Origin of the sequence: Streptomyces sp. NPDC004111 (assembly GCF_042874215.1) — a bacterium.
GTDB lineage: Bacteria > Actinomycetota > Actinomycetes > Streptomycetales > Streptomycetaceae > Streptomyces.
Genome location: NZ_JBIAMU010000007.1, coordinates 211819 through 237849, shown reverse-complemented (window position 1 = coordinate 237849; position 26031 = coordinate 211819). Strand labels below are relative to the sequence as shown.

Here is a 26031-nt window from a genome sequence, read left to right as displayed (position 1 = left end):
GGGGGACACTGGGGGTTTACCCGTGAAGGGGCCGGGCCGCTCCGGTCACCGGCCCGCTACAGCCCCACGATCCCGTTCCACGTCTTCGCGAACTCCAGCCGCTCGTCGGCGGTGATGTCGCGGGCGATGGCGAGCCGCTTGCGCATCTGTCCGTCGGGGAAGATCAGCGGGTCCTCGGCCAGCGCGGCCGTCTCCTCGTCCTTCGACGAGGCGATGATGTCGCGGGCGGCCGGCACCGGGCAGACGTAGTTGACCCAGGTGGCCAGTTCGGCGGCGACCTCGGGGTCGTAGTAGTAGTCGATCAGTCGCTCGGCGTTGCGCTTGTGCCGGGCGAGGTTGGGGATCATCAGGGACTCGGCCCACAGCTCGGCGCCCTCCTCGGGGACCACGAACTCGATGTCCGGGTTGTCCGCCTGGAGCTGGACGACGTCGCCGGAGTACGCCTGGCAGGCCAGCACGTCGCCCGAGGCGAGGTCCTTGACGTAGTCGTTGCCGGTGAAGCGGCGGATGTGCTGGGACTTGACCAGCTTGTCGATGTGGTCGCACATCCGGTGGAAGTCGTCGGCGGTCCACCTCGTGACGTCCACGCCCTCCCCCTGCATCAGCAGCGAGAAGCTCTCGTCGAGGCCGGAGAAGAGGGTGACGCGGCCCTTGAGGTCGGAGCGCCACAGGTCGGCGGTCCGCCTGATCTCGCGGCCGAGCTTCTTGCGGTTGTACGCGATGCCGGTGATGCCGGACTGCCAGGGCACGGCGTGCAGCCGTCCCTCGTCGAAGGCGGGGGTGCGCAGTTGCGGGTCGAGGTACTTGGCGACGTTGGGCTGCTTGGCCCGGTCCATCTCCTGGACCCAGCCCAGGCGCACGAAGCGGGCGGCCATCCAGTCGCTGATGACGATGAGGTCGCGGCCGGTCTCCTGGTGGTTCATCAGCGCCGGGCTGACCTTGCCGAAGAACTCGTCGTTGTCGTTGATCTCCTCGGTGTACCGCACGGAGATCCCGGTGCGCCTGCGGAACTCCTCCAGGGTGGGCCGCTTGGACTTGTCGTCCTCGTCGGTGTCGATGTAGAGCGGCCAGTTGGCGAACTGGAGGCTCTTGTCCCGGTCGGAGGTGTCCTTGCCGGACCTCTCGCCCGGCTTGACGTAGGCGGCGGGTACGCCGCAGCCGGTGAGCGCGCCGAGCGCGCCCGTCGCAGCGACTGCGTACCCGGCTCCGCGGAGGAGCGTACGACGGGAGAAACGACGCGGAACGCGACCAAGATCAGCCATGCGCACACCTTCGCCGACGCGATGGGGGCGGGCAATAGACACTGTGCCTACCGCCCGCCCCCCAACCCTGCTCAGCCGTCGAGGGACGTCATGACGTGCTTGATGCGGGTGTAGTCCTCGAAGCCGTACGCGGAGAGGTCCTTGCCGTAGCCGGACTTCTTGAACCCGCCGTGCGGCATCTCGGCGACCAGCGGGATGTGGGTGTTGATCCACACGCAGCCGAAGTCGAGGTTCTTGGACATCCGCATGGCGCGCGCGTGGTCCTTGGTCCATACGGAGGAGGCCAGCGCGTACTCGACGCCGTTCGCCCACTCCAGGGCCTGCGCCTCGTCCGTGAAGGACTGGACGGTGATGACGGGGCCGAAGACCTCGTTCTGGATGATCTCGTCGTCCTGCTTGAGGCCGGAGACGACGGTGGGGGCGTAGAAGTAGCCCTTGTCGCCGACCCGGTGGCCGCCCGCCTCGACCTTGGCGTGCGCGGGGAGGCGCTCGACGAAGCCGGTGACCTGCTTGAGCTGGTTGGCGTTGTTGAGCGGGCCGAAGGCCACGTCCTCGTCGTCCGGGAGGCCGGTCTTCGTGTCGGCCGCGGCCTTCGCGAGCGCGGTGACGAACTCGTCGTGGATCGACTCCTGTACGAGGACCCGGGTGGCCGCCGTACAGTCCTGGCCCGCGTTGAAGAAGCCCGCCTCGGAGATGCCCGCGACGGCGGAGGCGATGTCGGTGTCCTCGAAGACGACGACCGGGGCCTTGCCGCCCAGCTCCAGGTGGACCCGCTTGAGGTCCTTGGACGCGGACTCGGCGACCTGCATTCCGGCGCGTACCGAACCGGTGATGGAGGCCATCGCCGGGGTCTTGTGCTCGACCATCGCGCGGCCGGTGTCGCGGTCGCCGCAGACGACGTTGAAGACGCCCTTGGGGACGATGGAGCCGATGATCTCGGCCATCAGGACGGTGGAGGCGGGGGTGGTGTCCGACGGCTTGAGGACGACCGTGTTGCCCGCGGCGAGCGCCGGGGCGAACTTCCACACGGCCATCATCATCGGGTAGTTCCACGGCGCGACCTGCGCGCAGACGCCGACCGGCTCGCGGCGGACGATGGAGGTCAGGCCCTCCATGTACTCGCCCGCGCTGCGGCCCTCCAGGAGGCGTGCCGCGCCCGCGAAGAAGCGGATCTGGTCGACCATCGGCGGGACTTCCTCAGTGCGGGTGAGGCCGACCGGCTTGCCGCAGTTCTCCGACTCGGCGGCGATCAGCTCCTCGGCGCGCTCCTCGAAGGCGTCCGCGATCTTCAGCAGCGCCTTCTGGCGCTCGGCCGGCGTCAGGTCGCGCCAGGCGGGGAACGCCTCGGCGGCGGCGGCCATCGCGGCGTCGACGTCCTCCTGGCCGGAGAGCGGCGCGGTCGCGTACGCCTCGCCCGTCACCGGGTTGATCACTTCGGTGGTCCGGCCGTCGGCGGCGTCCCGGAACTCCCCGGCGATGTAGTTGCGCAGACGGCGCAGCTCGGTGGTCACGGCGGCTCTCCCTCTCAGATGTCCGATGGATGAGACACCACCCTAGCCAGAGGGGCCCCGTATTCGACATACCTCCCCCTCCACAACTTCGGATTCAGTTAAATCACGACGCCCGGACAACGAAATTCATCGGTTTCCACTTGCGGGACGGGCGAGACCTCATGCACAGTGGCCTCGTGGTCAGTCGTAGCGCAGAACCCAGGCCCGGCAGCGGCAGCTCCCCGGCGATCGATGCCGTCTCCCTGGCGATCATCGAACAGCTCCAGGAGGACGGCCGCCGTCCGTACGCCGCCATCGGCAAGGCGGTCGGCCTCTCCGAGGCCGCCGTGCGCCAGCGCGTACAGAAGCTGCTCGACCAGGGCGTCATGCAGATCGTCGCCGTCACGGACCCGCTCACCGTGGGCTTCCGACGCCAGGCGATGGTCGGCATCAACGTGGAGGGAGACCTCGATCCGGTGGCCGACGCGCTCACCGCGATGGCCGAGGTGGAGTACGTCGTCGTGACGGCGGGCTCCTTCGACCTCCTGGCGGAGATCGTGTGCGAGGACGACGACCACCTCCTGGAGATGATCAACAAACGCATCCGGACCCTTCCCGGAGTGCGCTCCACCGAGAGCTTCGTCTACCTCAAGCTCAAGAAGCAGACCTACATGTGGGGAACCCGATAGCCGTGAGTGCCACAAGCAACCCTGCCGCCGGCAAGGACCTCTCGAAGACCGCGTACGACCACCTGTGGATGCACTTCACCCGCATGTCGTCGTACGAGAACGCCCCCGTGCCGACCATCGTGCGCGGCGAGGGAACGTACATCTTCGACGACAAGGGCAAGCGCTACATCGACGGCCTGTCCGGCCTGTTCGTGGTGAACGCCGGTCACGGCCGCCACGAGCTCGCCGAGACCGCGTACAAGCAGGCGCAGGAGCTGGCCTTCTTCCCGGTCTGGTCCTACGCCCACCCGAAGGCCGTCGAGCTGGCCGAGCGCCTCGCGCACTACGCGCCCGGCGACCTGAACAAGGTCTTCTTCACCACCGGCGGCGGCGAGGCCGTCGAGACCGCGTGGAAGCTGGCCAAGCAGTACCACAAGCTCACCGGCAACCACACGAAGTACAAGGTCATCTCGCGTGCGGTCGCCTACCACGGCACCCCGCAGGGCGCCCTGTCCATCACCGGTCTGCCCGCCCTGAAGGCCCCCTTCGAGCCGCTCGTCCCGGGCGCGCACAAGGTGCCGAACACCAACATCTACCGCGCCCCGATCCACGGCGACGACCCGGAGGCCTTCGGCCGCTGGGCCGCCGACCAGATCGAGCAGGAGATCCTCTTCGAGGGCCCCGAGACCGTCGCCGCCGTCTTCCTGGAGCCGGTGCAGAACGCGGGCGGCTGCTTCCCGCCGCCGCCCGGCTACTTCCAGCGGGTCCGCGAGATCTGCGACAAGTACGACGTGCTGCTCGTCTCCGACGAGGTCATCTGCGCCTTCGGCCGCCTCGGCACGATGTTCGCCTGCGACAAGTTCGGCTACGTCCCGGACATGATCACCTGCGCCAAGGGCATGACCTCGGGCTACTCCCCGATCGGCGCCTGCATCGTCTCCGACAAGGTCGCCGCCCCCTTCTACGAGGGCGACAACACCTTCCTGCACGGCTACACCTTCGGCGGCCACCCGGTCTCCGCGGCGGTCGGCCTCGCCAACCTCGACATCTTCGAGCGCGAGGGCCTCAACCAGCACGTGCTGGACAACGAGGACGCGTTCTACCAGACGCTCCGCAAGCTCCTCGACCTGCCGATCGTCGGCGACGTCCGCGGCAACGGCTTCTTCTACGGCATCGAGCTGGTGAAGGACAAGGCCACCAAGGAGACCTTCACCGACGAGGAGACCGAGCGCGTCCTGTACGGCTTCCTCTCCAAGGCGCTGTACGAGAACGGCCTGTACTGCCGGGCCGACGACCGCGGCGACCCGGTCGTCCAGCTGGCCCCGCCGCTGATCTCCACCCAGGAGACCTTCGACGAGATCGAGGGCATCCTGCGCGCGGTCCTGACGGAGGCCTGGACCAAGCTCTGATCCCGGCGGCCCCGGCCCCGGGGGCCTTGTCCCCGGGGGACCGAAGCCCTGTGGGCTGATCTGTTCGTACGGCCCGGATGCACCCGTTCCAGTGAGAACCGGGAGCCTCCGGGCCGTACGTGTGCCGCGCCACGCCCCACTCGGCGCCCCGAATACCTAGCGTGCCCAGTGACCGATCGGCTCCGTCTTTCGTTCCCCCGCAAGGGGGACGGGAAATCTGATCTGAACCGAGGTGTACGCCATGGCGGTCCCGCCGGACAACGCCCCGCCGGACAACGACGTCCTGTGGGCGCGTTCCCTGCACCACGCCCACAGCGGGTCCCCCGCGCTCACCGGTGTCTCGCTCGGCATCCGCGAGGGCGAGATCCTGGCGGTGACCGGGCCGCGCGGCAGCGGCAAGACGACCCTGCTGTCCGCGCTGGCCGGGCAGCTCGTCCCGGACGAGGGCGAGGTGTGGTTCAACAGCATCCCCGTGCACGCCATGGGCGCCCTCGCCAGGGAGCGGCTGCGCCGCGACCGGTTCGCCTGGATCGCCCCGGAGCCCGAACTCGTCCCCGAGCTGACCGCCTGGGAGAACACCGCGCTGCCCCTGCTGCTGCGCGGGTACGGCCACCGCGAGGCCAAGAGCACCGCGCTGGACTGGCTGGAGCGGCTCGACATCGGACCGCTGGCCCGCAAGCGCCCCCACGGACTCCTCCAGTCGCAGCGCCAGCGCATCTCCATCGCCCGCGCCCTGGCCGCCGCACCCACGGTCCTGTTCGCCGACGAGCCCACCGCCCCGCTGCACCGCGGCGACGGCACCCAGGTGCTGCGCACGCTCACCACGGCGGCCCGCTCGCACGGCATCACCGTCGTGCTGGCCACCCAGGACACGCAGGCCGCGGCACTCGCCGACCGTGCGGTGGCGCTCCTCGACGGCCGCCTCGTCGGCCCCGTACCGCCGGCCGCGGGTGTGGAAGGCCGGGCCGCGTGCTCGCTCTCCGTCTAGCCCGCGGCAGCCACCCGGTGGTGCTGCTGCGCCGGCTGCTGGTCGCGGCGGCCTCGGCCGGGGTCGGGTTCCTCCTGCTGTGCACCCTCGGCTACGCCATCGGCCACCCCGCCCACGCGGTGCCCTCGCTGCTACGGCTGCTCTGGTGCCTGGCGCCGCTCGCCGCGACCGTGCAGTTCGCGGTGGCGGTGGCCCGTACGGATCCCAGCACCCGGCCGCGCACCGGGCTGTCCGCGGTGGGCCTGGGCCCCCTCCGGCTGGCCGCCACCGCGGCTGCCTCCACCGCCCTGTCCTGCACCCTCGGCAGCATGGTCGCCCTGCTGGTCTTCCTGCACCTGCGGGGCGACCTCTCCGGGCTCCCCTTCGACGGCGCGGCCACCGAACTGCTCGCCGCGGACCGCCCGTTGCCGCTGGCCGCGGTCGTCGTACTGCTCGCCGTCGTACCGCTCACCGCCTCGGCCGCCAGTGCGCTGACGCTGCGCCGGCGCACCGCCGAACAGCCCACCGCCGAGGCCGCGTCCGCCGCCCCCACCGCGCCTCCCGCCGGACTGCCCTGGGGCGTGGCGCTGACCGCGGTCGGCCTCGCCGTCGAGACGTACGCGAGCCGGAGCGCCGGAGCGCACCCGGCGCTGCCGCTGCCCGGCCACCCGGACATCGCCCCCGCGGGCGTGCTGGCCGGCTGGGTGCTCACCGCGCTGGGCCTGGCCCTCGCCGGTCCCGGCCTGGTGCACCTGTGCGGGTTCCTGCTCCAGGCGGTACGGCCCGGGGCGGTGCGGCTCCTGGCCGGGCGCGCGCTGCAGAGCGAGGCGGGCCGGATCGGCCGGCCGCTGGGCGTGGTCTGCGCGACGGCCTCGGGGGTGCTGGCGGCGACGGCCCTGTACGCCCCGGCCGCCGCCACCGCACCGTCCTTCGGCCCGCTCACCGCGCTCGGCGCGGCCCTCGTCCTCGCCTGCACCACGGCGACGCTGCTCTCCGTCGCCCTCGAAACGCGCCAGTCCCGCGCGCCGCTGACCCAGGCGCTGCTGCGCCAGGGCGCCCCCGCCCAGGCGCTGCGGGCCGCGGCGGCGACGCGCACCCTGGCACTGCTCGCCCTCTTCACGCCCCTGACGTGGGCGGTCGCCACGCTGGCGGCGGCCCCGCTGACCGCCTAGCGGGGGCGGGGAGTTGCGGGGGCCCGGGGGCGGCCCCCGCCGCGGTGGCCCGGAAACCGGCACCCCTACCATGACCCCGTGCCTCCACACCCCGACCACGACCACGAGATCGAGACCCTGGCCGAGTTCGACCGGGTCACCGCCCAGGGCCCTCTCGCCGGCTACCGGATCCAGTCCGTCGACCTGACGGCCCGTACCGCGCTCCTGCTCTCCGTCCCGGCCGCCGAGGCCGTCTTCCTCGGCTGCCCGATGGAGGAGGAGGCCGCCGTGAAGGTCAGGGCGGACGGGGCCCTGGTCTTCCCGCCGGTGCCCGACCTGCCCTTCGACCCGTACCGGGGGCTCCTCTACAGCCCCGGCCACCTCTTCGAGGGCCTGGCGGACGGCGGTTACGAGGCGACGCCCGACGCCCTCGCCTACGCCTGGTTCGAACGCACCAAGGCCGACGGCGACATATTCGCCTCGATGCTGCGCTCCATCCACGACGACGCCGTCTCCGACGCCCTCGACGAACACCTGGTGGTGCTGGACACCCAGGTGGTCGGCGTCATGGGCGGCCACGCGATGGCCCGCGGCACCGACGCCTACGCGGGTGCGGCCCGCCTCGGCCGCTCCCTCGCCCGCTCCGGCCTCACCGTCGCGACCGGCGGCGGCCCCGGCGCGATGGAGGCGGCCAACCTCGGCGCGTACACCGCCCCGCAGCCGGACGCCGTGCTGGACGAGGCGCTGGAACTGCTCGGGAAGGTCCCGTCCTTCACGCCGTCCGTCACCGACTGGGCCGCGGCGGCCTTCGCGGTGCGTTCCCGCTGGCCCGACGGCGGCGGCTCGGTCGGCATCCCGACCTGGTTCTACGGCCACGAGCCGCCCAACGCCTTCGCCTCGCACATCGCCAAGTACTTCGCCAACGCCACCCGCGAGGACGGTCTGCTGGCCCGCTGCACCGGCGGTGTCGTCTTCCTCCCGGGCGCGGCCGGCACCGTCCAGGAGATCTTCGACAACGCGACCCCGAACTACTACGAGTCGCGCGGCGAGCCCACCCCCATGGTGCTGGTGGACCGCGTCCACTGGACCGAGCGCCTCCCGGCCTGGCCGCTGCTCCGCTCCCTGGCCCAGGAGCGCGCCATGGAACCCCGTATCGCGCTCGTCGACACCGTCGACGAGGCCCCGGCCGCGCTCGCACGCCTGCGGGCCGCCGAAATCCGCTAGGAACGCGCCGCGCCACCGTTCATAGTGGCGCGCATGTCCTCTCTCGTACGCCATGTGACCATCGACTGCGCCGACGCCCACAAGCTGGCGAGTTTCTGGGCGGAAGTCCTCGGCTCCGCCGTTTCCGACGACGACGTGCCCGGTGACCCCGAGGCCCTGGTGAGCACCGCCGGGGGCCTCGGGGTCCTGTTCGTTCAGGTCCCGGAAGGGAAGGCGGCCAAGAACCGGGTGCACCTGGACATCCAGCCGCAGGACCGCACCCGCGACGAGGAGACCGAGCGGCTGCTGGCCCTCGGCGCCACCCTGGTCGAGGACCACCGCAAGCCGGACGGCCTCGGCTGGGTGACCCTCGCCGACCCCGAGGGCAACGAGTTCTGCGTCGAACGCTCGGCCGCGGAACGCTCCGTCTGAGGGGTCTTCACCACATACGGCCGCACCCGAGGCAACGTTCACGGCGATTCCCACGTCTGGTAGTCGGAGAACGACGCGCGTTCAGGCGCGCGCGCCGTTCCCGCGCACAGACGCACAGCCCCATCCGTGAACGGAGCTTTTGGTGCTCATCGGCCTCATCACCGCCATCGCGGCCTCGGTCTGCTACGGCACGGGCTCGGTCCTGCAAGCCGTCGGATCGCGGAAGTCCGCCCGCCGGGAGGCGGCCACGGCTTCCACCTCCGGTGTCACCCAGCACGGCGGGCCCAGCCTCTCGTCCACCGCGAAGGCGGCGATGACCTGGGAGTTCATCGTCGGGACGATCCTGGACTTCGTGGGATTCGCCCTCGGCGCACTGGCCGCGCGGCTGCTCCCCCTCTTCCTGTCCCAGACCGTGATCAGCGCCAACCTGGTGATCACGGCGGTGCTCAGCGTCAAGATGCTCGGCATCAAGCTCTCCCGCAAGGAATGGACCTCGATCGCGGTCGTCTGCGGCTCACTCGTGCTGCTGGCGACCGCGGCGGGCCACGAGGGCAGCGGCCACACCGAGATGGCCACCCACTGGTGGCTGCTGGGCATCTCCGTCCTGCTGATGGTCGGCGGCACGGTGGCGGTCCGGCTGATGGGCGCGGGCGCCGCGATCCTGGCCGGTCTGCTCTCCGGGCTCGGCTTCGGCGCGCTGGGCGTGGGCGTGCGCATCCTGAACGGGGTGGACCCCTTCGACCTGGGCGCCCTGCTCACCGACCCCGCCCTGTACGCCATCCTGATCGCGGGCATCGGCGGCATGTACCTGCACACGGTGGCGCTCCAGATCGGCTCGGTCAACGGCGCCACCGCCGCACTGGTGGTGGGCGAGACCGTGCTGCCCGGCATGATCGGCGTGGTCTGGCTGGGCGACGCCTCGCGGCCCGGCTTCGCCTGGGTCGCGATCATCGGTTTCGTCCTGGCCGTGGCGGGCGCGGTGGCCGTCGCCTGGTTCGGGAAGCACGGCGAGGAGGCGGGTACGGAGGCGGAGCAGCCACGTCCGCTGGTGGACACCGCCCGGTAGCGGGCGCCCGCGCCACCCGATGCCGAGCAGCACCAGCGGGTAGACGAGATAGCCGAACCTGCTGGCCGGCATCAGCGTCATCGCCAGGGCCATCCCGCCCGCGAGCCTGACGGCCGCCGCCCGCACCGTGCGCGGCGGCCGGAGCACCAGAGAGCCCGCGACGAGCAGGGCGCCGACGGCCAGCAGCACGGCGGCGACGAGCGTGCCGCCCGGCACGTACTGGGCGAGCAGCCGTCCGGGCAGCGGGCTCGCGGCGGGCGAGGCGACGTCGGTCATGCCCAGCGGGAAGGCCACGGCGTTGCGGAAGAACCCCGCCGGATCCACGAGAGCCACCGGCACCACCAGCACCCCGGCCACCAGAACCGCCACCCCACCACACCGCAGGGCCGCCCACCCCCCACCGGAATCCCGCAGGCCGGGCCACCACCGGGCCCCGGAATCCCGCAGGACCAGCCACCATCGGGCCCTGGAATCCCGCATTCCCTGCCACCCCCACCGCACGCCGGAGGCCCGTCCGCCCACCGTCGCCCCGCCCGCCCCGCGCGCCGCGAGCAGTGCCAGGGCCACCGGGAGTGCGGGCCACGCGGTCCATTTCAGGGCCGCGGCCACTCCCAGAAGCAGCCCCGCCGGGCCCGGTCGGCCGTGTCCGGCCAGTACGAGCCCGAGGCACATCAGCCCCACCACCGGCAGGTCGATCCCGCCCACCGCCAGCGGCAGCGCCACCAGCGGGCACACCAGCACCCAGCCTGCCGCCCGCCGCCCCAGCGCGGGCAGCACCGCCGCGACGAACCCGCCCGCCATCCACCACCGGGCGTCCCCCAGCGGCCCGTCGCCCAGCAGCGCGTGCGGCAGCCCGAAGACCGCCATGCCCGGCAGGTACGGGTTGAAGTCAGCGACCACCGCCGGATCCGGGACGTACGGGCTGCCGGTGGCCAGCAGCAGCCGCGCCGAACGCTCCACCACCCGTACTTCCAGCTGCTCCTGACCCCGTGCCACCAGCAGCACCAGAGGCAGTAGCACGGCTCCCGCGACGGCGACCGGCACCGGCCCCCGCCACCCGCGCAGGGCCGTGGAACGGGGCGTCCGACGACCGGCCGGGCCGATTGCCGGGCGGGCCGTCCTTCGGGCCGCGACCAGCGCCGCGGCCCCGTATCCGACGGCCGCCGTCAGACCCCACAGGCGGTGCGGGCCCAGGGCCGAGGCCAGTCCGAAGCCCAGGGTGAGGACGGCGCACCCCGCCCACCAGCCCCAGCCGTACCCCGTGCCCGCCCCCCGCGCACGGGTCCGCCGAACCCCTTGCGCGCCGCCAACCGCCATGGACCTGTTCATGCGGACAAGGTGGGCGAGGCCCCGTCCGCGGGGCATCACCCCGGGGAGCCAACCCCGATGTCACCCCGTGGCACGACAGGGGTCAGGACCGAGCACCGGGCACCCCGCGCCGCCCGTCGCGGGACCCGGGCCCCGCCTCACTCCGGCAGCAGCACGACCTCGTCCGCCACGAAGGCAGCACCCACCTCGGCGCCCTCCTCGGGCGCGTCCCGCAGCGCGACCTCCGCCTCCAGCGGCGGCCCGCCGTCCGCCGGACGCAGCCGCACGGCGACATGATGGCCGCGGAAGGTGCGGGCCAGGACGGTGCAGGGCAGCCCGTCGGCGACCGGCACCAGCCGGACGCCCGCCGGGCGCACCAGCAGCCCGGTCTCCCCCTGGGGTGCGCCGGCCGGGACCGGGATCTTGCCCCAGACCGTGTCGGCGGCCTCGCCCGAGACCGTCGCCGCCACCACGTTGTCGAAGCCCAGGAAGCGGGCCACGAACTCCGAGGCGGGCCGCTGCCAGACGTCGAGCGCCCTGCCCGCCTGGGCGATCCGGCCCTCGCTCATGACGACCACCCGGTCGGCGAGCGCGAAGGCCTCGCCCTGGTCGTGGGTGACGGCCAGGACCGTGGTGCCGAGCCGGCCGAAGAGCTGGCGCAGTTCCACGACGAGGCGCTCCCGCAGCCCCCGGTCGAGCTGTCCCAGCGGTTCGTCCAGCATCAGCAGCCGGGGCTGCGGGGCCAGCGCGCGGGCGAGCGCGACCCGCTGCTGCTCGCCGCCGGACAGGGCGGCCACCGCGCGCCGCTGTGCGCCCGGCAGTCCCACCAGGTCGAGCAGTTCGGCGACGCGGCGCGCCTGTTCGGATCGGCCCTCGCCGCGCATCCGCAGCCCGAAGGCGACGTTGCCGGCGACGTCCCGCTGCGGGAAGAGCTGGTGGTCCTGGAACATCAGGCCCACCCCCCGCCGGTGCACCGGGACCCCGCTCTGGTCGGCGCCGTCCAGCAGCACCCGCCCCGCGTCGAGGCCCTGGAGTCCGGCCACCACCCGCAGCAGGGTCGACTTCCCGCTGCCGCTGGGTCCGAGCACGCACACGATCTCGTGCGCGGCGACCCGCAGGTCCACCGCGTCGAGCGCCGCCCGCGCCCCGAACCGTACGGTCGCGCCCTCCAGGGAGAGCAGCTGGTCGGTCATCTCAGAACTCCCCGGATACGGATCGGTCGGGCCGTACGCGCTCCAGCGCCAGCAGCGACACCGCGCACACCACCATCAGAATCGTGCTCAGGGCCATCGCCTGCCCGTAGTTGAGGTCGCCGGCCCGGCCCAGCAGCCGGGCCACGGCCACCGGCAGCGTCGGGTTGTCGGGCCGGGCGATGAAGACGGTCGCCCCGAACTCGCCCAGCGACACCGCGAACGCGAAGCCCGCCGCGACCAGCAGCGCCCTGCGCACCAGCGGCAGGTCGACCTCCCGCCAGGCCCGCAGCGGCGACGCCCCGAGCACCGCCGCCGCCTCCCGCAGCCGCCCGTCCACCGCCCGCAGCACCGGCAGCATCGTCCGCACCACGAACGGCACCCCCACCAGCGCCTGCGCCAGCGGTACGAGGATCCAGGAGGTCCGCAGGTCCAGCGGCGGCCGGTCGAGGGTGATCAGGAAGCCGAAGCCGACCGTCACCGCGGACACCCCGAGCGGCAGCATCAGCAGCGCGTCGAAGCCGCGCACCAGCCGTCCTGCCCGCCGGGTCAGCGCGGCGGCGGCGAGCCCGCCCACGACCAGCGCGATCACGGTCGCGACGAGGGCGTACTGGAGGGAGTTCCAGACCGCTTCCAGCGGTGGTACGAGGAAGGTCCCGCCGCCCTCGTCCACCGTCTGGAGCGCCCGGTAGTAGCTCAGCCCGTAGCCGTCGGGGCCGTCCAGCGACCGTTCGACGAGGACGCCGAGCGGCAGCAGGACCAGCACCAGCACCGTCAGCAGCACCCCGCCGAGCAGCGCCCACTGCCCCGGGCCCTTCGGCCGGCGCGAGGTCCGCTCCGGGTCGACCAGCTTCAGCGTGCTCTCCCGGCGCCGCACCGTCCACCCGTGCACGGCGAGCACCGCGCCGACGGCCGCGAACTGCACCAGGGTGAGCACGGCCGCGGTCGGCAGGTCGAGGAGCTGGGCGGTCTGCCGGTAGATCTCCACCTCCAGGGTGGAGTACGCGGGTCCGCCGAGGATCTGCACGACGCCGAAGGAGGTGAAGGTGAAGAGGAACACCATCAGGGCCGCCGCGGCCACGGCGGGCCCCAGCGCGGGCAGGGTGACCCGCCGCCAGGCGGTGAAGCGCCCCGCGCCCAGCACCCGGGCGGCCTCCTCCTGCCGGGGGTCGAGCTGGGACCACAGCCCCCCGACGGTCCGCACCACCACCGCGTAGTTGAAGAAGACGTGGGCGAGCAGGATCGCCCACACGGTGGTGTCCAGCCGGACGCCCCACAGTTCGTCGAGCAGCCCGCCGCGCCCCAGCATCGCGAGGAAGGCGGTGCCCACGACGACCGTGGGCAGCACGAACGGCACGGTCACCACGGCCCGCAGCAGCTGCTTGCCGGGGAAGTCGAGCCGTGCGAAGGCGTACGCGGCGGGCAGGGCGAGCAGCAGTGTCAGCAGGGTCGAGGCGAGCGCCTGCCAGGTGGTGAACCAGAGCACGCCGCGGATGTCCGCGTCGCCGAGCACCTCGGCGATCCGCCCGAACTGCCAGCCGTCGCCGGTCCGCAGGCCGCGCCCGACGATCGCCACGACCGGCCAGGCGAAGAACAGCGCGAAGAACGCGACGGGCACCGCCATCAGGCCGAGCCGCACCGCCGCCCCGCGCCAGGAGCCGGGCCCGGCCCGGTGCCCGGTGGCCCCGGCCGGGCCGTCGGGCGCCGGGCCGCCACCGCCGCCGCTTGCCGGGCTCCCTGGGCCGTCCGCTACTTGTTCACCAGCGAGGACCACGTCTTGACCCACTTCTCGCGGTTCTCGGCGATCTTCTTCGGGTCCACGGTCACCGGCTTGTCGACCTTCGCGCCGAACTTCGCGTACGCCTCGGGCAGCTTGGTGTCCTTGACCGCCGGGTTGACGAACATCTTCAGCGGCATGTCCTGCTGGAACTCGGCCCCGACGAGGAAGTCGAGCAGCGCCTTGCCGCCGGCCTCGTTCTTCGCGCCGCCCAGCAGGCCCGCGAACTCGATCTGGCGGAAGCAGGTGCCGGTCAGCACCCCGGTGGGCGCCTCGGCGGGACGCGGCTGGGCGTAGAGCACCTCGACGGGCGGGCTGGAGGCGTAGGAGACCACCAGCGGCCGGTCCGCCTTGGCCTTCTTTCCGCCGGCGGACCCGGAGAACTCCTCGTTGTAGGCCTGCTCCCAGCCGTCGACGACCTTGACGCCGTTGTCCTTCAGCTTCTGCCAGTACCCCTGCCAGCCGTCGTCGCCGTACTTTCCGGCGGTCGCGAGGAGGAAGCCCAGGCCGGGCGAGGAGGTCGCCGCGTTCTCGGTGACCAGCAGATTCTTGTACGCGGGCTTGGTCAGGTCGTCCAGGCTCTGCGGCGGCGCCAGCTTCTTGTCGGCGAAGTACTTCTTGTCGTAGTTGACGCAGATGTCGCCGGTGTCGACGGGCGTGACCCGGTGTTCGCCCTTGTCCAGCTGGAGGTCGGCCGGGATCCCGGCGAGGCCCTTGGCCTCGTAGGGGGTGAAGAGGCCGTTGTCGAGGGCGCGGGAGAGGAGGGTGTTGTCGACGCCGAAGAAGACGTCGCCGCGCGGCGAGCCCTTGGTGAGGATCTCCTGGTTGAGCGCGGCCCCCGCGTCGCCGCTCTTCAGCACCTTGACGGTGTAGCCGGTCTGCTTGGTGAACTCCTTGAGCACGGAGTCCGAGACGCTGAACGAGTCGTGGCTGACCAGCGTGACGGTCTTCGGCCCGTCCCCGTCGGTCTGCCGGTCACCGGCGGACTTGCCGCCGCAGGCGGCCAGCGCGCTGACGCCGAGCGCGGCGGCGAACGATATCGCCGCGTACCTCTTGATGGTGCTCACTGGTGTTTTCCTCCTGGAAATGACCAGGAAGAGACGCGGCCCCGCCCGCTCGCGGAGAACACCTCCGGAAAACGGGCAGGGCGCAACAGCTTGAGTAACGACCGAACTTCCTACCCAGAATGACCTGGGCAAGGTTCAGAGGGTCTGCAGCAGGACTGCACTCTCAGCGCTGTGGCGCTCCCCTGTCGGAATATGCAAATGTGCGCTCAAGCGTACAACCAGATTCGAACGTGCTACCGCTCGGACGCCGCCAGCTGGCCGCAGGCGCCGTCGATCTCCTGACCGCGGGTGTCGCGCACGGTCACCGGCACCCCATGGGCCGCGATGGCCTCGACGAACGCCTTCTCGTCCTCGGGACGCGAGGCGGTCCACTTGGAGCCGGGCGTCGGGTTCAGCGGGATCAGGTTGACGTGCACCCGCTTGTTCTTCAGCAGCCGGCCGAGCCTGTCACCACGCCAGGCCTGGTCGTTGATGTCCCTGATCAGGGCGTACTCGATGGAGATGCGGCGGCCGGACTTCTCCGCGTACTCCCACGCCGCGTCCAGTACCTCGCGCACCTTCCACCGGGTGTTGACCGGCACCAGGGTGTCGCGCAGCTCGTCGTCCGGCGCGTGCAGCGAGACCGCGAGGCGGCACTTGAAGCCCTCGTCGGCGAACCGCAGCATCGCGGGCACCAGGCCGACGGTCGAGACGGTGATGCCGCGCTGCGACAGGCCGAGCCCGTCCGGCTCCGGGTCGGTCAGCCGGCGGATCGCGCCGACGACGCGCTTGTAGTTGGCCAGCGGCTCGCCCATGCCCATGAAGACGATGTTGGACAGCCGCGCCGGTCCGCCCGGGACCTCGCCGTCGCGCAGCGCGCGCATGCCGTCCACGATCTGGTGCACGATCTCCGCGGTCGACAGGTTCCGGTCGAGCCCGGCCTGTCCGGTCGCGCAGAACGGGCAGTTCATCCCGCACCCGGCCTGCGAGGAGATGCACATGGTCACCCGGTCCGGGTAGCGCATCAGCACCGACTCGACGAGCGTCCCGTCGTGCATCTTCCACAGCGTCTTGCGGGTGGTGTCCTGGTCGGTCGACAGGTGCCGCACGACCGTCATCAGCTCGGGCAGCAGCGCCTCGCGCAGCTTCTCCCGCGAGCCGGCCGGGATGTCGGTCCACTGGGCGGGGTCGTGGGCGTACCGGGCGAAGTAGTGCTGGGAAAGCTGCTTGGCGCGGAACGGCTTCTCACCGATCTCGGCCACGGCCTCCTTGCGCTCGGCGGGCGTGAGGTCGGCGAGGTGCCGCGGCGGCTTCTTGGCTCCGCGGGGCGCGACGAAAGTGAGTTCTCCGGGCTTAGGCATGGTCAAACCAGTGTCTCAGATGTGTGCGGATGGGCCCGGCGGCCACCTGCTCAGGCAAGGTGACCGCCGGGCCTGTCCTGGTGGTCGCCGGCTGTTCGTGGTCGTCACTGGCGGCCCTCAGACGGCCCACAGACGGCCCAGCCCTCGCAGCGTTTGAGGTGGTCAGGGCCCAAAGGGTCAGCCCTGCTCCCTAAGAGTCGCCAGCTCGCGACACGGGCACCCGCGGCCGACTCCCAGGCGATTCCCCGTGGCCGAACGCACAGCGACCAGTCCGGTGTCAGAGCCACCTGGCAGGATCGACCATCCGGAGTCGCATGGAGCGCAGGGGGAAACTCGGTGGGGAAGCAATTGCGTGTCGGTGAGGTCCTGCGATCTGCTCGCAAGAGGGATCACGAGCCAGCCTTCATCGACGGCTACCCGAACATCCACCACGTCACTGCCTCGCAGATTCTCCCGCGGGTGCAGTTGAGCAAGGGCATCAACCCGACGGCCAAGATCAAGGCAACAGACGGGCACCGGCGTCCAGCAATCCTGATCCGATCCAGCCCCTGGAAGGCCGGCACGTCCGAGACGCCCTGGCATGACGTGTTCGATCTAGACAACGGTCGTGTGCGCTACTACGGCGATCACAGGGCTGACCACAATGTTCCGGTGGGAACCACGGACGGCAACGCCGTTCTTCTCTCGACAGCACTGCACCACCTGGGGACGACACCAGACGAGCGTGCCCTGGCTGAACCGCTACTGCTCTTCGCTTCGGTTACTCGCAACAAGACCCCGAAGGGGTACGTCCAGTTCTGCGGTTTGGCGGTCATCGAGACTGTTGAAGAGATTGATCAGGAGTCGAACGGCCACCCCTTCCGGAACTACCGCTACGACCTGGCCGTCCTGGACCTGAAGGATCAGAACGGCGGAGTGGACTGGTCGTGGGTCGAGGCGCGAGGGAACAAGAATCTCTCGACCGCGGGAACGCTGGAGCACGCACCACGGTCATGGCGCCAATGGGTGGAGCACGGCCCTGCCGTCCTTCCCGAGGTACGGCACCGATCTACCCAGCCCGAGGAGAACAGGGGCACCGACCCGAACGGCGCTGTCGACGGCTCTGAGCCTCCTGGCCTGTTCCCGGTGCCCCGTCCCCCCGAAACGTCGGCCTCGGGTGGTCGGAAGGGCACTGCACCTTTGGAGGAACTGACTGCAAGCGCGCTCATGCGCAGCCTGACTGACCTGCGGGTGCACCAGACAAGGGGGCGGCGGAGCCGACACAAGCCGTTGTCGCTTCTGTGGAGTATCTCCAGGGTTGCCACAGGGAAGCCCCGGCTTGCTCCCTGGAAAGAGTTCCGCGACGAGGTAGGCGGTCTCATGGCGGAGTTCGGGCACCCCGACTCGTCCGTGTCACCCGAATACCCGTTCTGGCACCTGCACACGAGCGGAGTGTGGGAAGTTCGCGGCATCTCGGCTGATCAAGCAGCCAAAACTCAAGCCGCGACTTTCGATCGACTGGCCCCAGAAGCCGGCATGACCGAACAGGCCGCACAACTGCTGGGCGACCCCCTCGTACGGTCGCAGGCGGTGGCCGTCCTGCGAGAGACCCACCTCGCCGATATCGATCAGCACGTGCTGATGGAACGTCTTGGGCTGGCCGGCTACGAGAGCGCGAGCGGCATCGGCGCGCCGGACGGCGTTGTAGATCAGGACGAGGACACCCGCCCTGCTGAGCGGCGCGACTACACCGGATCGCGCGTCACCCGCGACAGCCGGCTGGTCCGAACGGTCAAGAGTCTGCACGCCGATCGGTGTCAGGTCTGCGGTCTGCAATTGGCGACGCGGTTCGGCACCCACAGCCAAGGCGCCCACATCCGGGGGCTCGGCCGCCCGCACAACGGCCCCGATGAGCTGCCGAACCTGCTGGTCCTTTGTCCGAACCATCACGTCCAGTTCGACTCACTGGCGATCTACGTCGACACCAACGGCATCGTTCGCCAGACCGGAGACGACAGCACTATCGGTGAGCTCCGCCGGCATCCCGCCCACCACATCAGCGAAAACCACCTCCGCTACCACCGCGCGCTGTGTGGAAGAGATACGGCCGGGTTGGAACCTCAAGACGTAGTCACCCGAGCATGAGGACCCATCACCTTGGCACGACGAGTGTCTTGGATCGCACGCACTACTGCTGAACCTTCGAGATCCGCAGCGTCACCCCTCGTTTAGAACAGAGAAGACTGTCCTACCTGCGCAGGAGTGAAATTTGCGAGAACCGCTTGAGACGCCTAGCCCGCAGTCGGGCCGAAAGTCAGCTCAGCAGACAGACCCTGGGACGCTTGGCATCGAGCTCGGAGCACACTGCAGCCATCCCAAGTGTCGGAGGCGAGTCCGCGCGGAACTGATGACCCACTCTAACCTTCTCAGCTGATGTCACGACAGCACCGCTGATCAGCGAGCTAGGGGCCGTTGCCAGTCGCTCACGGTCGTTGTGGGCCGCTCTTTTACGGCCCACGGACAGCTCAGGTTTGGCGCTTCCCTCGCTGGCCAACGCTGCTGGACACATAGCGGTGTGGGACATGGCGCGTTCATCTCGCTTACCCTCCCCTGGCTCCCAATCTCGCGCTTAAGGGCGCGCTAACCGGGGGCTCAGACAACCCGGTCTCCGGCGGTGCTTCGTGCCTCGCGGCTTGCTTCTTCGCATCCGCGCGCGTTCGCCAGAGTCCGCCTCGTGTTGTGTCGTGTGACTCCCCGGGGAGCCGCGCGTACCGCCCACTGCCCCGGCTCAGGGCCGCTCTGGACCTGAGGAGATCCGACACGTCGCAGGGGTGCATCAATCGATATCGCACCCAGAGAACACCCGGAGGATGCATGGCGCTGGCCCGCTACGCTGGTACGCACCACCTCAGAATGGAGAGTGCGCCGCGGATGGGACCGAAGACGACCAGGGTTTACAACACACTTCGCGAACGACTCGAATCCGGCGAATACGCTGCTGGATCGAAGTTTCCGTCCGAACGCACGCTGGTCGACGAACTGGACATTGGCCGCACTGCGCTGCGGCAAGTCCTTGCTCGTCTTGTTAGCGAAGGCGCTTTGGAAGTGCACGGACGTAGCGCGTACCGGGTCCCGGGTGGTGTAACTGTTCCGGTGCCCGGAGTGTTGCAACCGTGGCGAATCCATGGTGAGCGCGACCTCTACGACAACCCGTGGGTGAAGCTCCAACTGTGGGACGTAGAGCCGCCGGGGGTAGAGCGGTTCGAACATCACGTTGTCAAGCTTCAGCATGTCGCCATTACTGCTGTGCTCGATGACGAGGACCGCGTCTTGATGATGTGGCGGTATCGATTCGTCCCGCAGCGTTTTGGGTGGGAGTTGCCCGGTGGCATCGTCGACGACGGAGAGGAGCCGGCGGAAACGGCGCTCCGGGAAGTTGTCGAGGAGACGGGCTGGCGCCCGAAGAACATCGAGCATGTCGTGACCTACCAGCCCATGGTTGGCATGGTGGACTCGCCTCACGAGATCTTCACTGCGCATGGCGCTGAGAAGGTGGGTGAGCCTACCGACGTGGAAGAGGCGGGCCACATCGCTTGGGTGCCGCTTGCCGACATCCAAGGTCTGATGGCCCGCGGTGAGCTTCTTGGCTCTGGGACCCTCGTTGCGCTGCTTCACATCCTGGCTACCAGGAACAAGAAGGGGATCACAGCTTCTCGCTGAGGAGATCGACGCGACGGCGTTGCCGCACCGAGCCGGTGCGGCTCGCCAGTAACCGTGCCTGCCGCAGATGCTTCTTCGCATCGTCGTATTCGGATCGGGCAAGGTGTGCTTGCGTCAAATCGGTGTGGAGCCCAGCGCGAGCCCGGACGAAGGTCGGGTCCATGACTTCAAGCGCATCGTAGAGATCAGTCACGGCCTCACCGTCCCCCATCAATCCGAGCACGTTGCCGCGCCAGCGGGTGAGGTGGGCGTCGTTCAGGAAGATGCTGCGCATCTCCGGGTCGCGGTCCTCGGGGCCCTGCGGAATGGCCGCCGTGGCCGCGTCCAGTGCGCGTCTACTGTCCCCTGCCATTCCTGCGTGTGCGCAGAACTCGGCTTCAGCTGCGAAGAGCCACGCTCGGAGTCGAGGTGAGCCAGCTTGCCCCAGAGTGCGGCGAGCGTCGCGCACAAGCTCCACGGCGAGCGCTGGGCGCCCTGCGTCGCATAGGACGTATGCCTGTTCGCCCGTGGCGTGTGCGAGATACATCGGTGCTTCAGCGTCCCGCGCTGCGCTCTTTGCTAGCTCATAGTGTCGCCAGGCTCGTTCAACGGCACCGGAGTCAATTGCTTGCCATGCGGCGAGGGTGGATGCGCCGGCGAGCGCGAGTGCAACGGGGCGGCGCGCGCTGGGCAGTACGGCAAACTTCAACGCTTCTTCAAGAGCACTGAGGTGGCCCGCCATCTGATCCACTAGGCTCGCGGCGCCCATCTGCCGGTCCATTGTGCGGATTAGCTCTGTCTGGTCGTTGAAAGCCTGGACCATCGACGTACTTACAGAGCTGGCAGAGTCGATCCTGCCCAACAGATCGTCATACCCATCGGCCGTGGGCGCTGCTGGCCTACGAGCCTCGCCTCGCAGCTCTTCATCGGTCGTGCCGAGGACGTTTCTAAGGATCGCCGCATAGCGGTCCGAGATGGGGCGTCGTCCGTTCTCCCACTCCGACACGTACACGCGCAGACTCGCCGTTGATGCCACGTCGGTGATGTTCCGTCGGGCGTACTGCTCGACTTCGCGGATCAGCCGTTCCTGTGACCAGCCGCGCGCCGCTCGTGCTCGACGCAGCTCTGATTCTGGGCTCACAAGGCACTCCGTTCGGCGTTAGTCCGATCGTTGCTCGCTCATGCTGCCTCCCATTGTCGCAGCTCATGAGGGGTTAACAACAACCCTAACTAGATCTCTATGAAGGTCAGTTGGCTGCCGCAACCCCCCTGCTGCGCGGCCTTCTAGAGGTGCACCGCGAGGGAGCCCGCCAACAAGTTTTGCGAACCAGCTTGACTCTGGTGCGCACCAGTTGCAGTCTATTGGTGCGCACCAGATACGGACTGGCTCCGAGAACGGTGTGAGTACACAGCTCGATCAACTCAAGAGCGTGATCCACCGCAGTACGACGGCCGTGACCACACCGGCCGAGGGCGAGTGGAGACCAGTCGGCCGAGACCGGGCCCCCGTCACACCGGGGCCCCACACCTCACATGAGGGACACGCCACCGACTCAAAGCAACCGCACGGCATATGGCCTCACTGACTTCCGGGACTGCGGAACTCCCCGGACCGAGAGGCACCGTGCGAATCAGGAGATCCGCGCAAAGCCCCGATGGTCGCAGGGCCGGTTCGACTCCGGCCCGGGGCGCTTCATCCCCCAGTGTCCCCGCTTCGACTCTGGAGTCCCCATGCGTACTGCTGTTGAGATCGTGTCGTTCGGTTACCTGCACGAGGCGCCGCCCGCCGCGCACCTGACCATCGATCTGCGCCAGCACTTCCGCGACCCGCATGTGTCGCCGGAGCTGCGCTACATGACCGCGCACGACGACCCCGTTCGTCACGCGGTGCTGAACACGCCGGGCATCACCGACCTGGTCGCGGCCACCGCGACGGCCGTGTCCGCGTTCGCGTCCGGCCCGTCGGCCGGGACGGTCACCGTCGCCGACGGGTGCGCCGGCGGCCGTCACCGCGCCCCGACCTTCGCGATGGAACTCGCCGCCCGCCTGGAGCTGGACGGGTTCGCCGTCACGGTCGTCCATCGCGACCTGGCCAAGGACGTCGTTCAGCGCTGACCTGCTCGTTCCGCCCCGGTATCGCCGTGAGGGCGCGGGATCGAATCCCGCCCGGGGCACTGCCCGCAGCAAGTTGCTGCGGGCCCTCACACAAGGAGTTGGCCATGGGCCTGTTCGACGGCAAAGCACCCAACAGGGACGCCGACGGAGCTGAGTTGGACCAGTACCAGTACGGCAGGCACGACGCCTACATGAAGCACGGCCGAGGCAGCTTCGAATACGAGCACGCGGATCTCGCCGCTGCTGAGGCCTACAAGGTCTACAGGGACCGCCACGACCCGGACCGGTAGCCCCGAGTGGGCCGCCCCGATGGTCGCAGGCCGGGTTCGACTCCCGGCCGGGGCACTCTCCCCACCGCACCAGCGGCGGGGTTTCCCACGCGCGGGCCCTGCCTCCGTACGCCAGGCAGCAGCCCCCGCCGACTAGCACAGCGGACCTTCCTACCCGTCCCCTCACGCGGCGCGGCCCCGGTGCTCGAACACCGGGGCCGCTTCGGGCCGCCCACCTGCTTAAGGAGAGACACGACCCATGGACCACATCGTCACACTTCAGGACGCTGTTACCGCGTTCGCCGACTTCATGGAGCCCACGGACGCGGAACTGGCCGCGATCGAGGAGGAGATGCCCGTCATCCTGGCGGACGTCGACCTGCTGGACGCCCACATCGTCACCCTGGACCGCACCCCGAGTGAGCTGGACGACCGGCGTATCCGCCGGGCCCGCCGCCGCGCCCTCGCCGCCCGCGTCGCACTCCTCAACCGCACCAACGCCGCGAGCCTTGCCGGGGGTGCCGCATGAGCGCCACCGACACCGGTCTTCGCACGCAGCACGCCGAGGTGAAGGCGGAGATCACGCGGACGGACACCAAGACCGCCCTGCTGTTGGCGTTCGTCGGCGCGGTCACCGCCGGGGCCTGGACGGCGGGCCGGGACCTGCCGCTGACCTGGCCCGCCGCCATCGTCGGCGTGGCCGGTCTGCTGCTGATGGTGGTAGCGGCCGGAATGCTGCTGGGGTCGGTGCGCCCCAGCTTGAAGGGGGGCCACGGGTTCCCGCTGTGGGCCACCCTCACCGCCGAGGAGATCAGCGCACTGGACGCCGACGACCTCGCGGCGGACATCGCCGGACTCTCCCGGCTCGCCGTCGCCAAGTTCACCCGCCTACAGCGCGCGGTCGACCTGACCCGTGCCGGTGGGGCCCTGCTCATCCTGGCCGCCCTGCTCACCGCGGGCGGTGCGCTGTGAGCGCCCGCACCCCGCTGACCCGGTTGCAGAAGGTCGTCCTCGGGGTGGCGTTCGCGCCCATGCTCGCCACCGGCGTTGCCGGTGGCGTCGGCACCTACAGCAACATCTCCGGCGCCTACGGGGCAGGGACCGCGCTCGGTGCGGTCGCTGCCGGTGAGGGTGCCACCGCCGTACTCGCGCTCGTGCTGCTGGGGCTGACCATGCTGGGGCAGGCTTCCCCGCTGGTGGTGCGGATCGGGCTGTGGGCGCTGCCGGCCGCCGCGTCCGTGATGGCGTTCACCGCCGCGGACGACCCCGGCAAGGCGGTCATCTACGCGGTGACCCCGATGGGCATGTGCGTGTCCGCCGAGGGCATGGCGTTCTTGGCCCGGCGGATCGTGGTGCACACCGACGGGCGGGACGCGGAAGCCGAACGCCGCGCGGCTGCGATCGTGCAGGCGCTGGCCTACCACCGGGCACGGGCCGCGAACCACCCCGACAAGAAGGCGCGCACCCGCTCCGACAAGGTGTCGTGGCGGCTCGCCCGCAAGGTCGGCGCCGGGGACGTCTCGCTCGGGGATCGACTGTTGGAGGTGCAGCGTGATCGGGTCACCGCGGGTGCGAACGCCGCGTTGGCCGACATGCTGTGCGTCACCCCGGGCCCCGATGCCCCTCGATCGATCGAGCCCGCACATGCGGAGGAATCGGAACAGATCAAGAGGAATCGGTCTACCTCTGACCTGGGGAAGTCGACCCCCTCGCCCGCTCCGGCGGTGGTGAACGTCAAGCCGATCCCGCGCGCGGTGCAGGTCGGGTTCTTCAAGCCGCTCATCCCCGTCAAGCCGATGCCACCCGTCGCGCCCGCCATGCCGGTGGTCTCGATCGATCGACCTGACCGGGTCGACGCCGCCGCATCGACCCGGCCCCGCCGGGCCACCGGTCGGGTTCCTGATGTCGCCCGATCGACCCGCCCGCGCCGTACCGATGCCGAACTCCTGACGGAGGCGCGCAAGGAGACGGCTAAGTGGCCGGTGAAGAACCTGACCGGAGAAGCGATCCGTAAGGCGCTGCACACCTCTCCGGTCAAGGCCCGCGTCCTGCGCGACACCCTGCGCGCGGAGCGCGCCGCTACGGCTGCTGCTGCCAAGGCCGCGTGATGGGCGCCGTCCTTCGGGCCTGCCTCACCACGGCCCCTGCGGCTGTCCCGGCGGTGTCGGGGCAGATACCGCGGGTGCTGTGGCGGTGCGCCCCGACCGGCTACGCCACGCTGCGGCAGTTGGACGCGATGGGGTTGCGGCCCGGCGGGCAGGGCGTGCAGATCGAGCTGTTCCGCCCCCGCTACCGGCGTGGCCCGCTGATCGCCTACCTGTACCGGGTCGATCTGGCCAAGCCGAAACGGCCGATGACCCCCGCGAAACGGGCCGCGCTCGCCAAGGCGAACGCCGCCCGCCGCACCTGCCCCGACTGCCGCCGGGATGCCGGATACGTCATCCCCACCTCGCTCGGCATGTGCGTGCCCTGCGCCTACCCCGAAGACCAGCACGCCTCCTGACCTCCCTGCTTCAGGAAGGAAGACCCGTCATGGAATCCGACTCCCCGCCCGCACCGCCCGAGGTGCAGGCACAGCACCTGATCGACGCCGTGAACCAGGCCCTTGACCGGCCGACCTCCTACCGGGACCCCAGCCCGGTGCCGCTGGTCGGTGACGCCCCGCCGGTTGCCCAGCCGGGGCGTGCGCCGATGTCCCAGAAGGCCACCGACGCCAGCGCGTTGATGCTGTCCGGCGGTCTCGCCTCCCTCCCGGCCGGCGCCGCGGTGACCGGGGTGCTGTGGGCATCCGGGCACGCCGACCCGCTGGTCATCGCCTGCCTGTGCGCCGCACCTACCGCCCTGCTGCTGGCCGTGGGCCGCCTCGTACGCCGGGCCGGACAGGCGGCCCCGGCGGTGCACCACCACACCTACACCGGGCCGGTCACCCACCACCAGCGCACCGTCACCACCCACACCCGCGGGGTGTGGGCGAACACCCGCCAGAAGTGAGGACACCTGCTGTGACCAGCAAGGAGTACCGGGAGCGCGCCGAACAGCTCCTCACCGGCCGCCACCCGCACGACCTGCCCGACCGCTACATCCGCCAGGCCGCGGTGTGGGCGCAGCTCGCCACCGCCGCCGCGATCGAAGAGACCACCCAGCCCGCCATTGCCGTGCCGGGCACCACGACCGGATCGGAGATCGCCGCATGAAGAACACCAAGGACCCGCGTCTGACGGCGGGCGAGAAGGCCCGGATAGCCGTACTGACCGCGCGGATGTGCAAGCGGGAGTTCGCCGGTGAGGACGTCGACCGCCGCGACCTGGAACGCAAGATGGACCGCATTTTGGACGGCGCCCGCAAGCGCGAGGAGCGCGAGGAGCGGCAGGCCGGACGGGGGCGCTGACATGACCTTTTCTGCTGGTGACCAGGTGCGCATCGTCGCCTGCCAGGACGACCCCCGCGCGGTCGGCCGCGTGGGGCGGATCGTCGACGAGGTGCCGCCCGGCCCGCTCACCGGCGGACGCTGGACGGTCGACCACATCAGCTGGCTGATCGCCCCCGTGCTGTGCGAGACCCACGAACTGCGCAAGACCTGACTGTCCCCGGGGCTGCCGCACCCGGCCAAGGAATCCGGCAGCCCCGGGCCCCTGCCCA

Annotated in this window: 27 protein-coding genes and 1 riboswitch; of the genes, 20 read left to right on the top strand and 7 right to left on the bottom strand. The window is 70.4% G+C overall.

Features of this window, described 5'->3' with window-relative positions:
* Positions 1-56: 56 nt before the first annotated feature.
* Both ACFYVL_RS16600 and ACFYVL_RS16595 read right to left on the bottom strand, forming a co-directional pair.
* Positions 57-1262 carry a PotD/PotF family extracellular solute-binding protein gene (locus tag ACFYVL_RS16600; protein ID WP_389245202.1) on the bottom strand — a complete coding sequence of 402 codons (1206 nt, stop codon included), beginning with the start codon at positions 1260-1262 and terminating at the stop codon, positions 57-59.
* A 71-nt stretch (positions 1263-1333) separates the two neighbouring features.
* Positions 1334-2773 carry a gamma-aminobutyraldehyde dehydrogenase gene (locus ACFYVL_RS16595; RefSeq protein ID WP_389245200.1) on the bottom strand — a complete coding sequence of 480 codons (1440 nt, stop codon included), beginning with the start codon at positions 2771-2773 and terminating at the stop codon, positions 1334-1336.
* Between the two features lie 176 nt (positions 2774-2949).
* Here ACFYVL_RS16595 and ACFYVL_RS16590 point away from each other — a divergent pair, with 176 nt between their 5' ends.
* The 8 genes from ACFYVL_RS16590 to ACFYVL_RS16555 all read left to right on the top strand — a co-directional run bounded on the left by ACFYVL_RS16590 (position 2950) and on the right by ACFYVL_RS16555 (position 10633).
* Positions 2950-3441 (top strand): Lrp/AsnC family transcriptional regulator, encoded by a 492-nt coding sequence (locus ACFYVL_RS16590; protein ID WP_389245198.1) that lies wholly within the window; start codon positions 2950-2952, stop codon positions 3439-3441.
* The gene (locus tag ACFYVL_RS16585; RefSeq protein ID WP_389245196.1) at positions 3426-4829 is read left to right on the top strand and encodes an aspartate aminotransferase family protein; all 1404 of its coding nucleotides are present in this window, start codon (positions 3426-3428) and stop codon (positions 4827-4829) included. Before ACFYVL_RS16590 ends, ACFYVL_RS16585 begins: the two co-directional genes overlap by 16 nt.
* Positions 4830-5070: 241 nt before the next feature.
* The gene (locus ACFYVL_RS16580) at positions 5071-5817 is read left to right on the top strand and encodes an ABC transporter ATP-binding protein (protein ID WP_389245194.1); all 747 of its coding nucleotides are present in this window, start codon (positions 5071-5073) and stop codon (positions 5815-5817) included.
* Positions 5799-6968, top strand: a complete 1170-nt coding sequence (locus ACFYVL_RS16575) for a hypothetical protein (protein WP_389245192.1) — start codon at positions 5799-5801, stop codon at positions 6966-6968. Before ACFYVL_RS16580 ends, ACFYVL_RS16575 begins: the two co-directional genes overlap by 19 nt.
* Positions 6969-7046: 78 nt before the next feature.
* Positions 7047-8171: an LOG family protein gene (locus tag ACFYVL_RS16570; protein ID WP_389245190.1), complete on the top strand. Its 1125-nt coding sequence runs from the start codon at positions 7047-7049 to the stop codon at positions 8169-8171.
* Between the two features lie 33 nt (positions 8172-8204).
* On the top strand, positions 8205-8582 hold the full coding sequence (locus tag ACFYVL_RS16565; RefSeq protein WP_389245188.1) for a VOC family protein: 378 nt from the start codon (positions 8205-8207) through the stop codon (positions 8580-8582).
* 142 nt (positions 8583-8724) lie between these two features.
* Positions 8725-9648, top strand: coding sequence for a hypothetical protein (locus ACFYVL_RS16560; protein ID WP_389245186.1), 924 nt, complete (start codon positions 8725-8727; stop codon positions 9646-9648).
* A gap of 202 nt (positions 9649-9850) precedes the next feature.
* Positions 9851-10633, top strand: coding sequence for a hypothetical protein (locus tag ACFYVL_RS16555; protein WP_389245185.1), 783 nt, complete (start codon positions 9851-9853; stop codon positions 10631-10633).
* 481 nt (positions 10634-11114) lie between these two features.
* Here the strand turns inward: ACFYVL_RS16555 and ACFYVL_RS16550 are convergent, their stop codons facing one another.
* The 4 genes from ACFYVL_RS16550 to rlmN form a co-directional block, all read right to left on the bottom strand.
* Positions 11115-12149, bottom strand: coding sequence for an ABC transporter ATP-binding protein (locus ACFYVL_RS16550; protein WP_389245183.1), 1035 nt, complete (start codon positions 12147-12149; stop codon positions 11115-11117).
* 1 nt (position 12150) lies between these two features.
* Positions 12151-13770: an ABC transporter permease gene (locus ACFYVL_RS16545; protein ID WP_389245404.1), complete on the bottom strand. Its 1620-nt coding sequence runs from the start codon at positions 13768-13770 to the stop codon at positions 12151-12153.
* Positions 13771-13895: 125 nt separating this feature from the next.
* Positions 13896-14990, bottom strand: coding sequence for a thiamine ABC transporter substrate binding subunit (locus ACFYVL_RS16540; protein ID WP_389245181.1), 1095 nt, complete (start codon positions 14988-14990; stop codon positions 13896-13898).
* Positions 14991-15079: 89 nt separating this feature from the next.
* Positions 15080-15184: riboswitch (TPP riboswitch) on the bottom strand.
* Positions 15185-15223: 39 nt separating this feature from the next.
* Positions 15224-16330, bottom strand: coding sequence for a 23S rRNA (adenine(2503)-C(2))-methyltransferase RlmN (gene rlmN / locus ACFYVL_RS16535; RefSeq protein ID WP_389245179.1), 1107 nt, complete (start codon positions 16328-16330; stop codon positions 15224-15226).
* 336 nt (positions 16331-16666) lie between these two features.
* On the opposite strand from rlmN, the gene ACFYVL_RS16530 reads away from it, so the two are divergent.
* Together ACFYVL_RS16530 and ACFYVL_RS16525 are read left to right on the top strand one after the other, a co-directional pair.
* Positions 16667-18454, top strand: coding sequence for an HNH endonuclease (locus ACFYVL_RS16530; RefSeq protein ID WP_389245177.1), 1788 nt, complete (start codon positions 16667-16669; stop codon positions 18452-18454).
* 786 nt (positions 18455-19240) lie between these two features.
* On the top strand, positions 19241-20029 hold the full coding sequence (locus ACFYVL_RS16525) for an NUDIX domain-containing protein (protein WP_389245402.1): 789 nt from the start codon (positions 19241-19243) through the stop codon (positions 20027-20029).
* Here the strand turns inward: ACFYVL_RS16525 and ACFYVL_RS16520 are convergent.
* On the bottom strand, positions 20013-21020 hold the full coding sequence (locus ACFYVL_RS16520) for an XRE family transcriptional regulator (RefSeq protein ID WP_389245400.1): 1008 nt from the start codon (positions 21018-21020) through the stop codon (positions 20013-20015). The two genes, ACFYVL_RS16525 and ACFYVL_RS16520, sit on opposite strands and share 17 nt — an antisense overlap.
* A gap of 719 nt (positions 21021-21739) precedes the next feature.
* On the opposite strand from ACFYVL_RS16520, the gene ACFYVL_RS16515 reads away from it, so the two are divergent.
* From ACFYVL_RS16515 to ACFYVL_RS16470, 10 genes are all read left to right on the top strand, one after another.
* Positions 21740-22123, top strand: coding sequence for an ATPase (locus ACFYVL_RS16515; RefSeq protein WP_389245175.1), 384 nt, complete (start codon positions 21740-21742; stop codon positions 22121-22123).
* 104 nt (positions 22124-22227) lie between these two features.
* Positions 22228-22413 (top strand): hypothetical protein, encoded by a 186-nt coding sequence (locus ACFYVL_RS16510; RefSeq protein ID WP_389245174.1) that lies wholly within the window; start codon positions 22228-22230, stop codon positions 22411-22413.
* A gap of 238 nt (positions 22414-22651) precedes the next feature.
* The gene (locus ACFYVL_RS16505; RefSeq protein ID WP_389245172.1) at positions 22652-22921 is read left to right on the top strand and encodes a DUF6284 family protein; all 270 of its coding nucleotides are present in this window, start codon (positions 22652-22654) and stop codon (positions 22919-22921) included.
* Positions 22918-23364: a Pycsar system effector family protein gene (locus ACFYVL_RS16500; protein WP_389245170.1), complete on the top strand. Its 447-nt coding sequence runs from the start codon at positions 22918-22920 to the stop codon at positions 23362-23364. Before ACFYVL_RS16505 ends, ACFYVL_RS16500 begins: the two co-directional genes overlap by 4 nt.
* Entirely contained in the window at positions 23361-24500 is a 1140-nt protein-coding gene (locus tag ACFYVL_RS16495) for a conjugal transfer protein (RefSeq protein ID WP_389245168.1), read from the top strand. Before ACFYVL_RS16500 ends, ACFYVL_RS16495 begins: the two co-directional genes overlap by 4 nt.
* Before the next feature lie 53 nt (positions 24501-24553).
* Positions 24554-24895, top strand: coding sequence for an RRQRL motif-containing zinc-binding protein (locus ACFYVL_RS16490; RefSeq protein ID WP_389245166.1), 342 nt, complete (start codon positions 24554-24556; stop codon positions 24893-24895).
* 29 nt (positions 24896-24924) lie between these two features.
* Positions 24925-25383, top strand: coding sequence for a hypothetical protein (locus ACFYVL_RS16485; RefSeq protein ID WP_389245164.1), 459 nt, complete (start codon positions 24925-24927; stop codon positions 25381-25383).
* Between the two features lie 11 nt (positions 25384-25394).
* A complete protein-coding gene (locus ACFYVL_RS16480; RefSeq protein ID WP_389245163.1) occupies positions 25395-25586 on the top strand; it encodes a hypothetical protein in 192 nt (63 codons plus the stop codon).
* Positions 25583-25780 carry a DUF6257 family protein gene (locus ACFYVL_RS16475; RefSeq protein WP_389245161.1) on the top strand — a complete coding sequence of 66 codons (198 nt, stop codon included), beginning with the start codon at positions 25583-25585 and terminating at the stop codon, positions 25778-25780. Before ACFYVL_RS16480 ends, ACFYVL_RS16475 begins: the two co-directional genes overlap by 4 nt.
* A gap of 1 nt (position 25781) precedes the next feature.
* The gene (locus tag ACFYVL_RS16470) at positions 25782-25973 is read left to right on the top strand and encodes a hypothetical protein (RefSeq protein ID WP_389245159.1); all 192 of its coding nucleotides are present in this window, start codon (positions 25782-25784) and stop codon (positions 25971-25973) included.
* Positions 25974-26031: the final 58 nt, after the last annotated feature.

Excerpts from the sequence above, each read along its gene's own strand:
- ACFYVL_RS16600 (WP_389245202.1), bottom strand. The coding sequence starts at position 1,262 with ATGGCTGATCTTGGTCGCGTTCCGCGTCGTTTCTCCCGTCGTACGCTC.
- ACFYVL_RS16580 (WP_389245194.1), top strand. The coding sequence starts at position 5,071 with ATGGCGGTCCCGCCGGACAACGCCCCGCCGGACAACGACGTCCTGTGG.
- ACFYVL_RS16565 (WP_389245188.1), top strand. The coding sequence starts at position 8,205 with ATGTCCTCTCTCGTACGCCATGTGACCATCGACTGCGCCGACGCCCAC.
- ACFYVL_RS16550 (WP_389245183.1), bottom strand. The coding sequence starts at position 12,149 with ATGACCGACCAGCTGCTCTCCCTGGAGGGCGCGACCGTACGGTTCGGG.
- ACFYVL_RS16545 (WP_389245404.1), bottom strand. The coding sequence starts at position 13,770 with ATGGCGGTGCCCGTCGCGTTCTTCGCGCTGTTCTTCGCCTGGCCGGTC.
- rlmN (WP_389245179.1), bottom strand. The coding sequence starts at position 16,330 with ATGCCTAAGCCCGGAGAACTCACTTTCGTCGCGCCCCGCGGAGCCAAG.
- ACFYVL_RS16525 (WP_389245402.1), top strand. The coding sequence starts at position 19,241 with ATGGGACCGAAGACGACCAGGGTTTACAACACACTTCGCGAACGACTC.
- ACFYVL_RS16515 (WP_389245175.1), top strand. The coding sequence starts at position 21,740 with ATGCGTACTGCTGTTGAGATCGTGTCGTTCGGTTACCTGCACGAGGCG.
- ACFYVL_RS16510 (WP_389245174.1), top strand. The coding sequence starts at position 22,228 with ATGGGCCTGTTCGACGGCAAAGCACCCAACAGGGACGCCGACGGAGCT.
- ACFYVL_RS16505 (WP_389245172.1), top strand. The coding sequence starts at position 22,652 with ATGGACCACATCGTCACACTTCAGGACGCTGTTACCGCGTTCGCCGAC.
- ACFYVL_RS16500 (WP_389245170.1), top strand. The coding sequence starts at position 22,918 with ATGAGCGCCACCGACACCGGTCTTCGCACGCAGCACGCCGAGGTGAAG.
- ACFYVL_RS16485 (WP_389245164.1), top strand. The coding sequence starts at position 24,925 with ATGGAATCCGACTCCCCGCCCGCACCGCCCGAGGTGCAGGCACAGCAC.
- ACFYVL_RS16475 (WP_389245161.1), top strand. The coding sequence starts at position 25,583 with ATGAAGAACACCAAGGACCCGCGTCTGACGGCGGGCGAGAAGGCCCGG.
- ACFYVL_RS16470 (WP_389245159.1), top strand. The coding sequence starts at position 25,782 with ATGACCTTTTCTGCTGGTGACCAGGTGCGCATCGTCGCCTGCCAGGAC.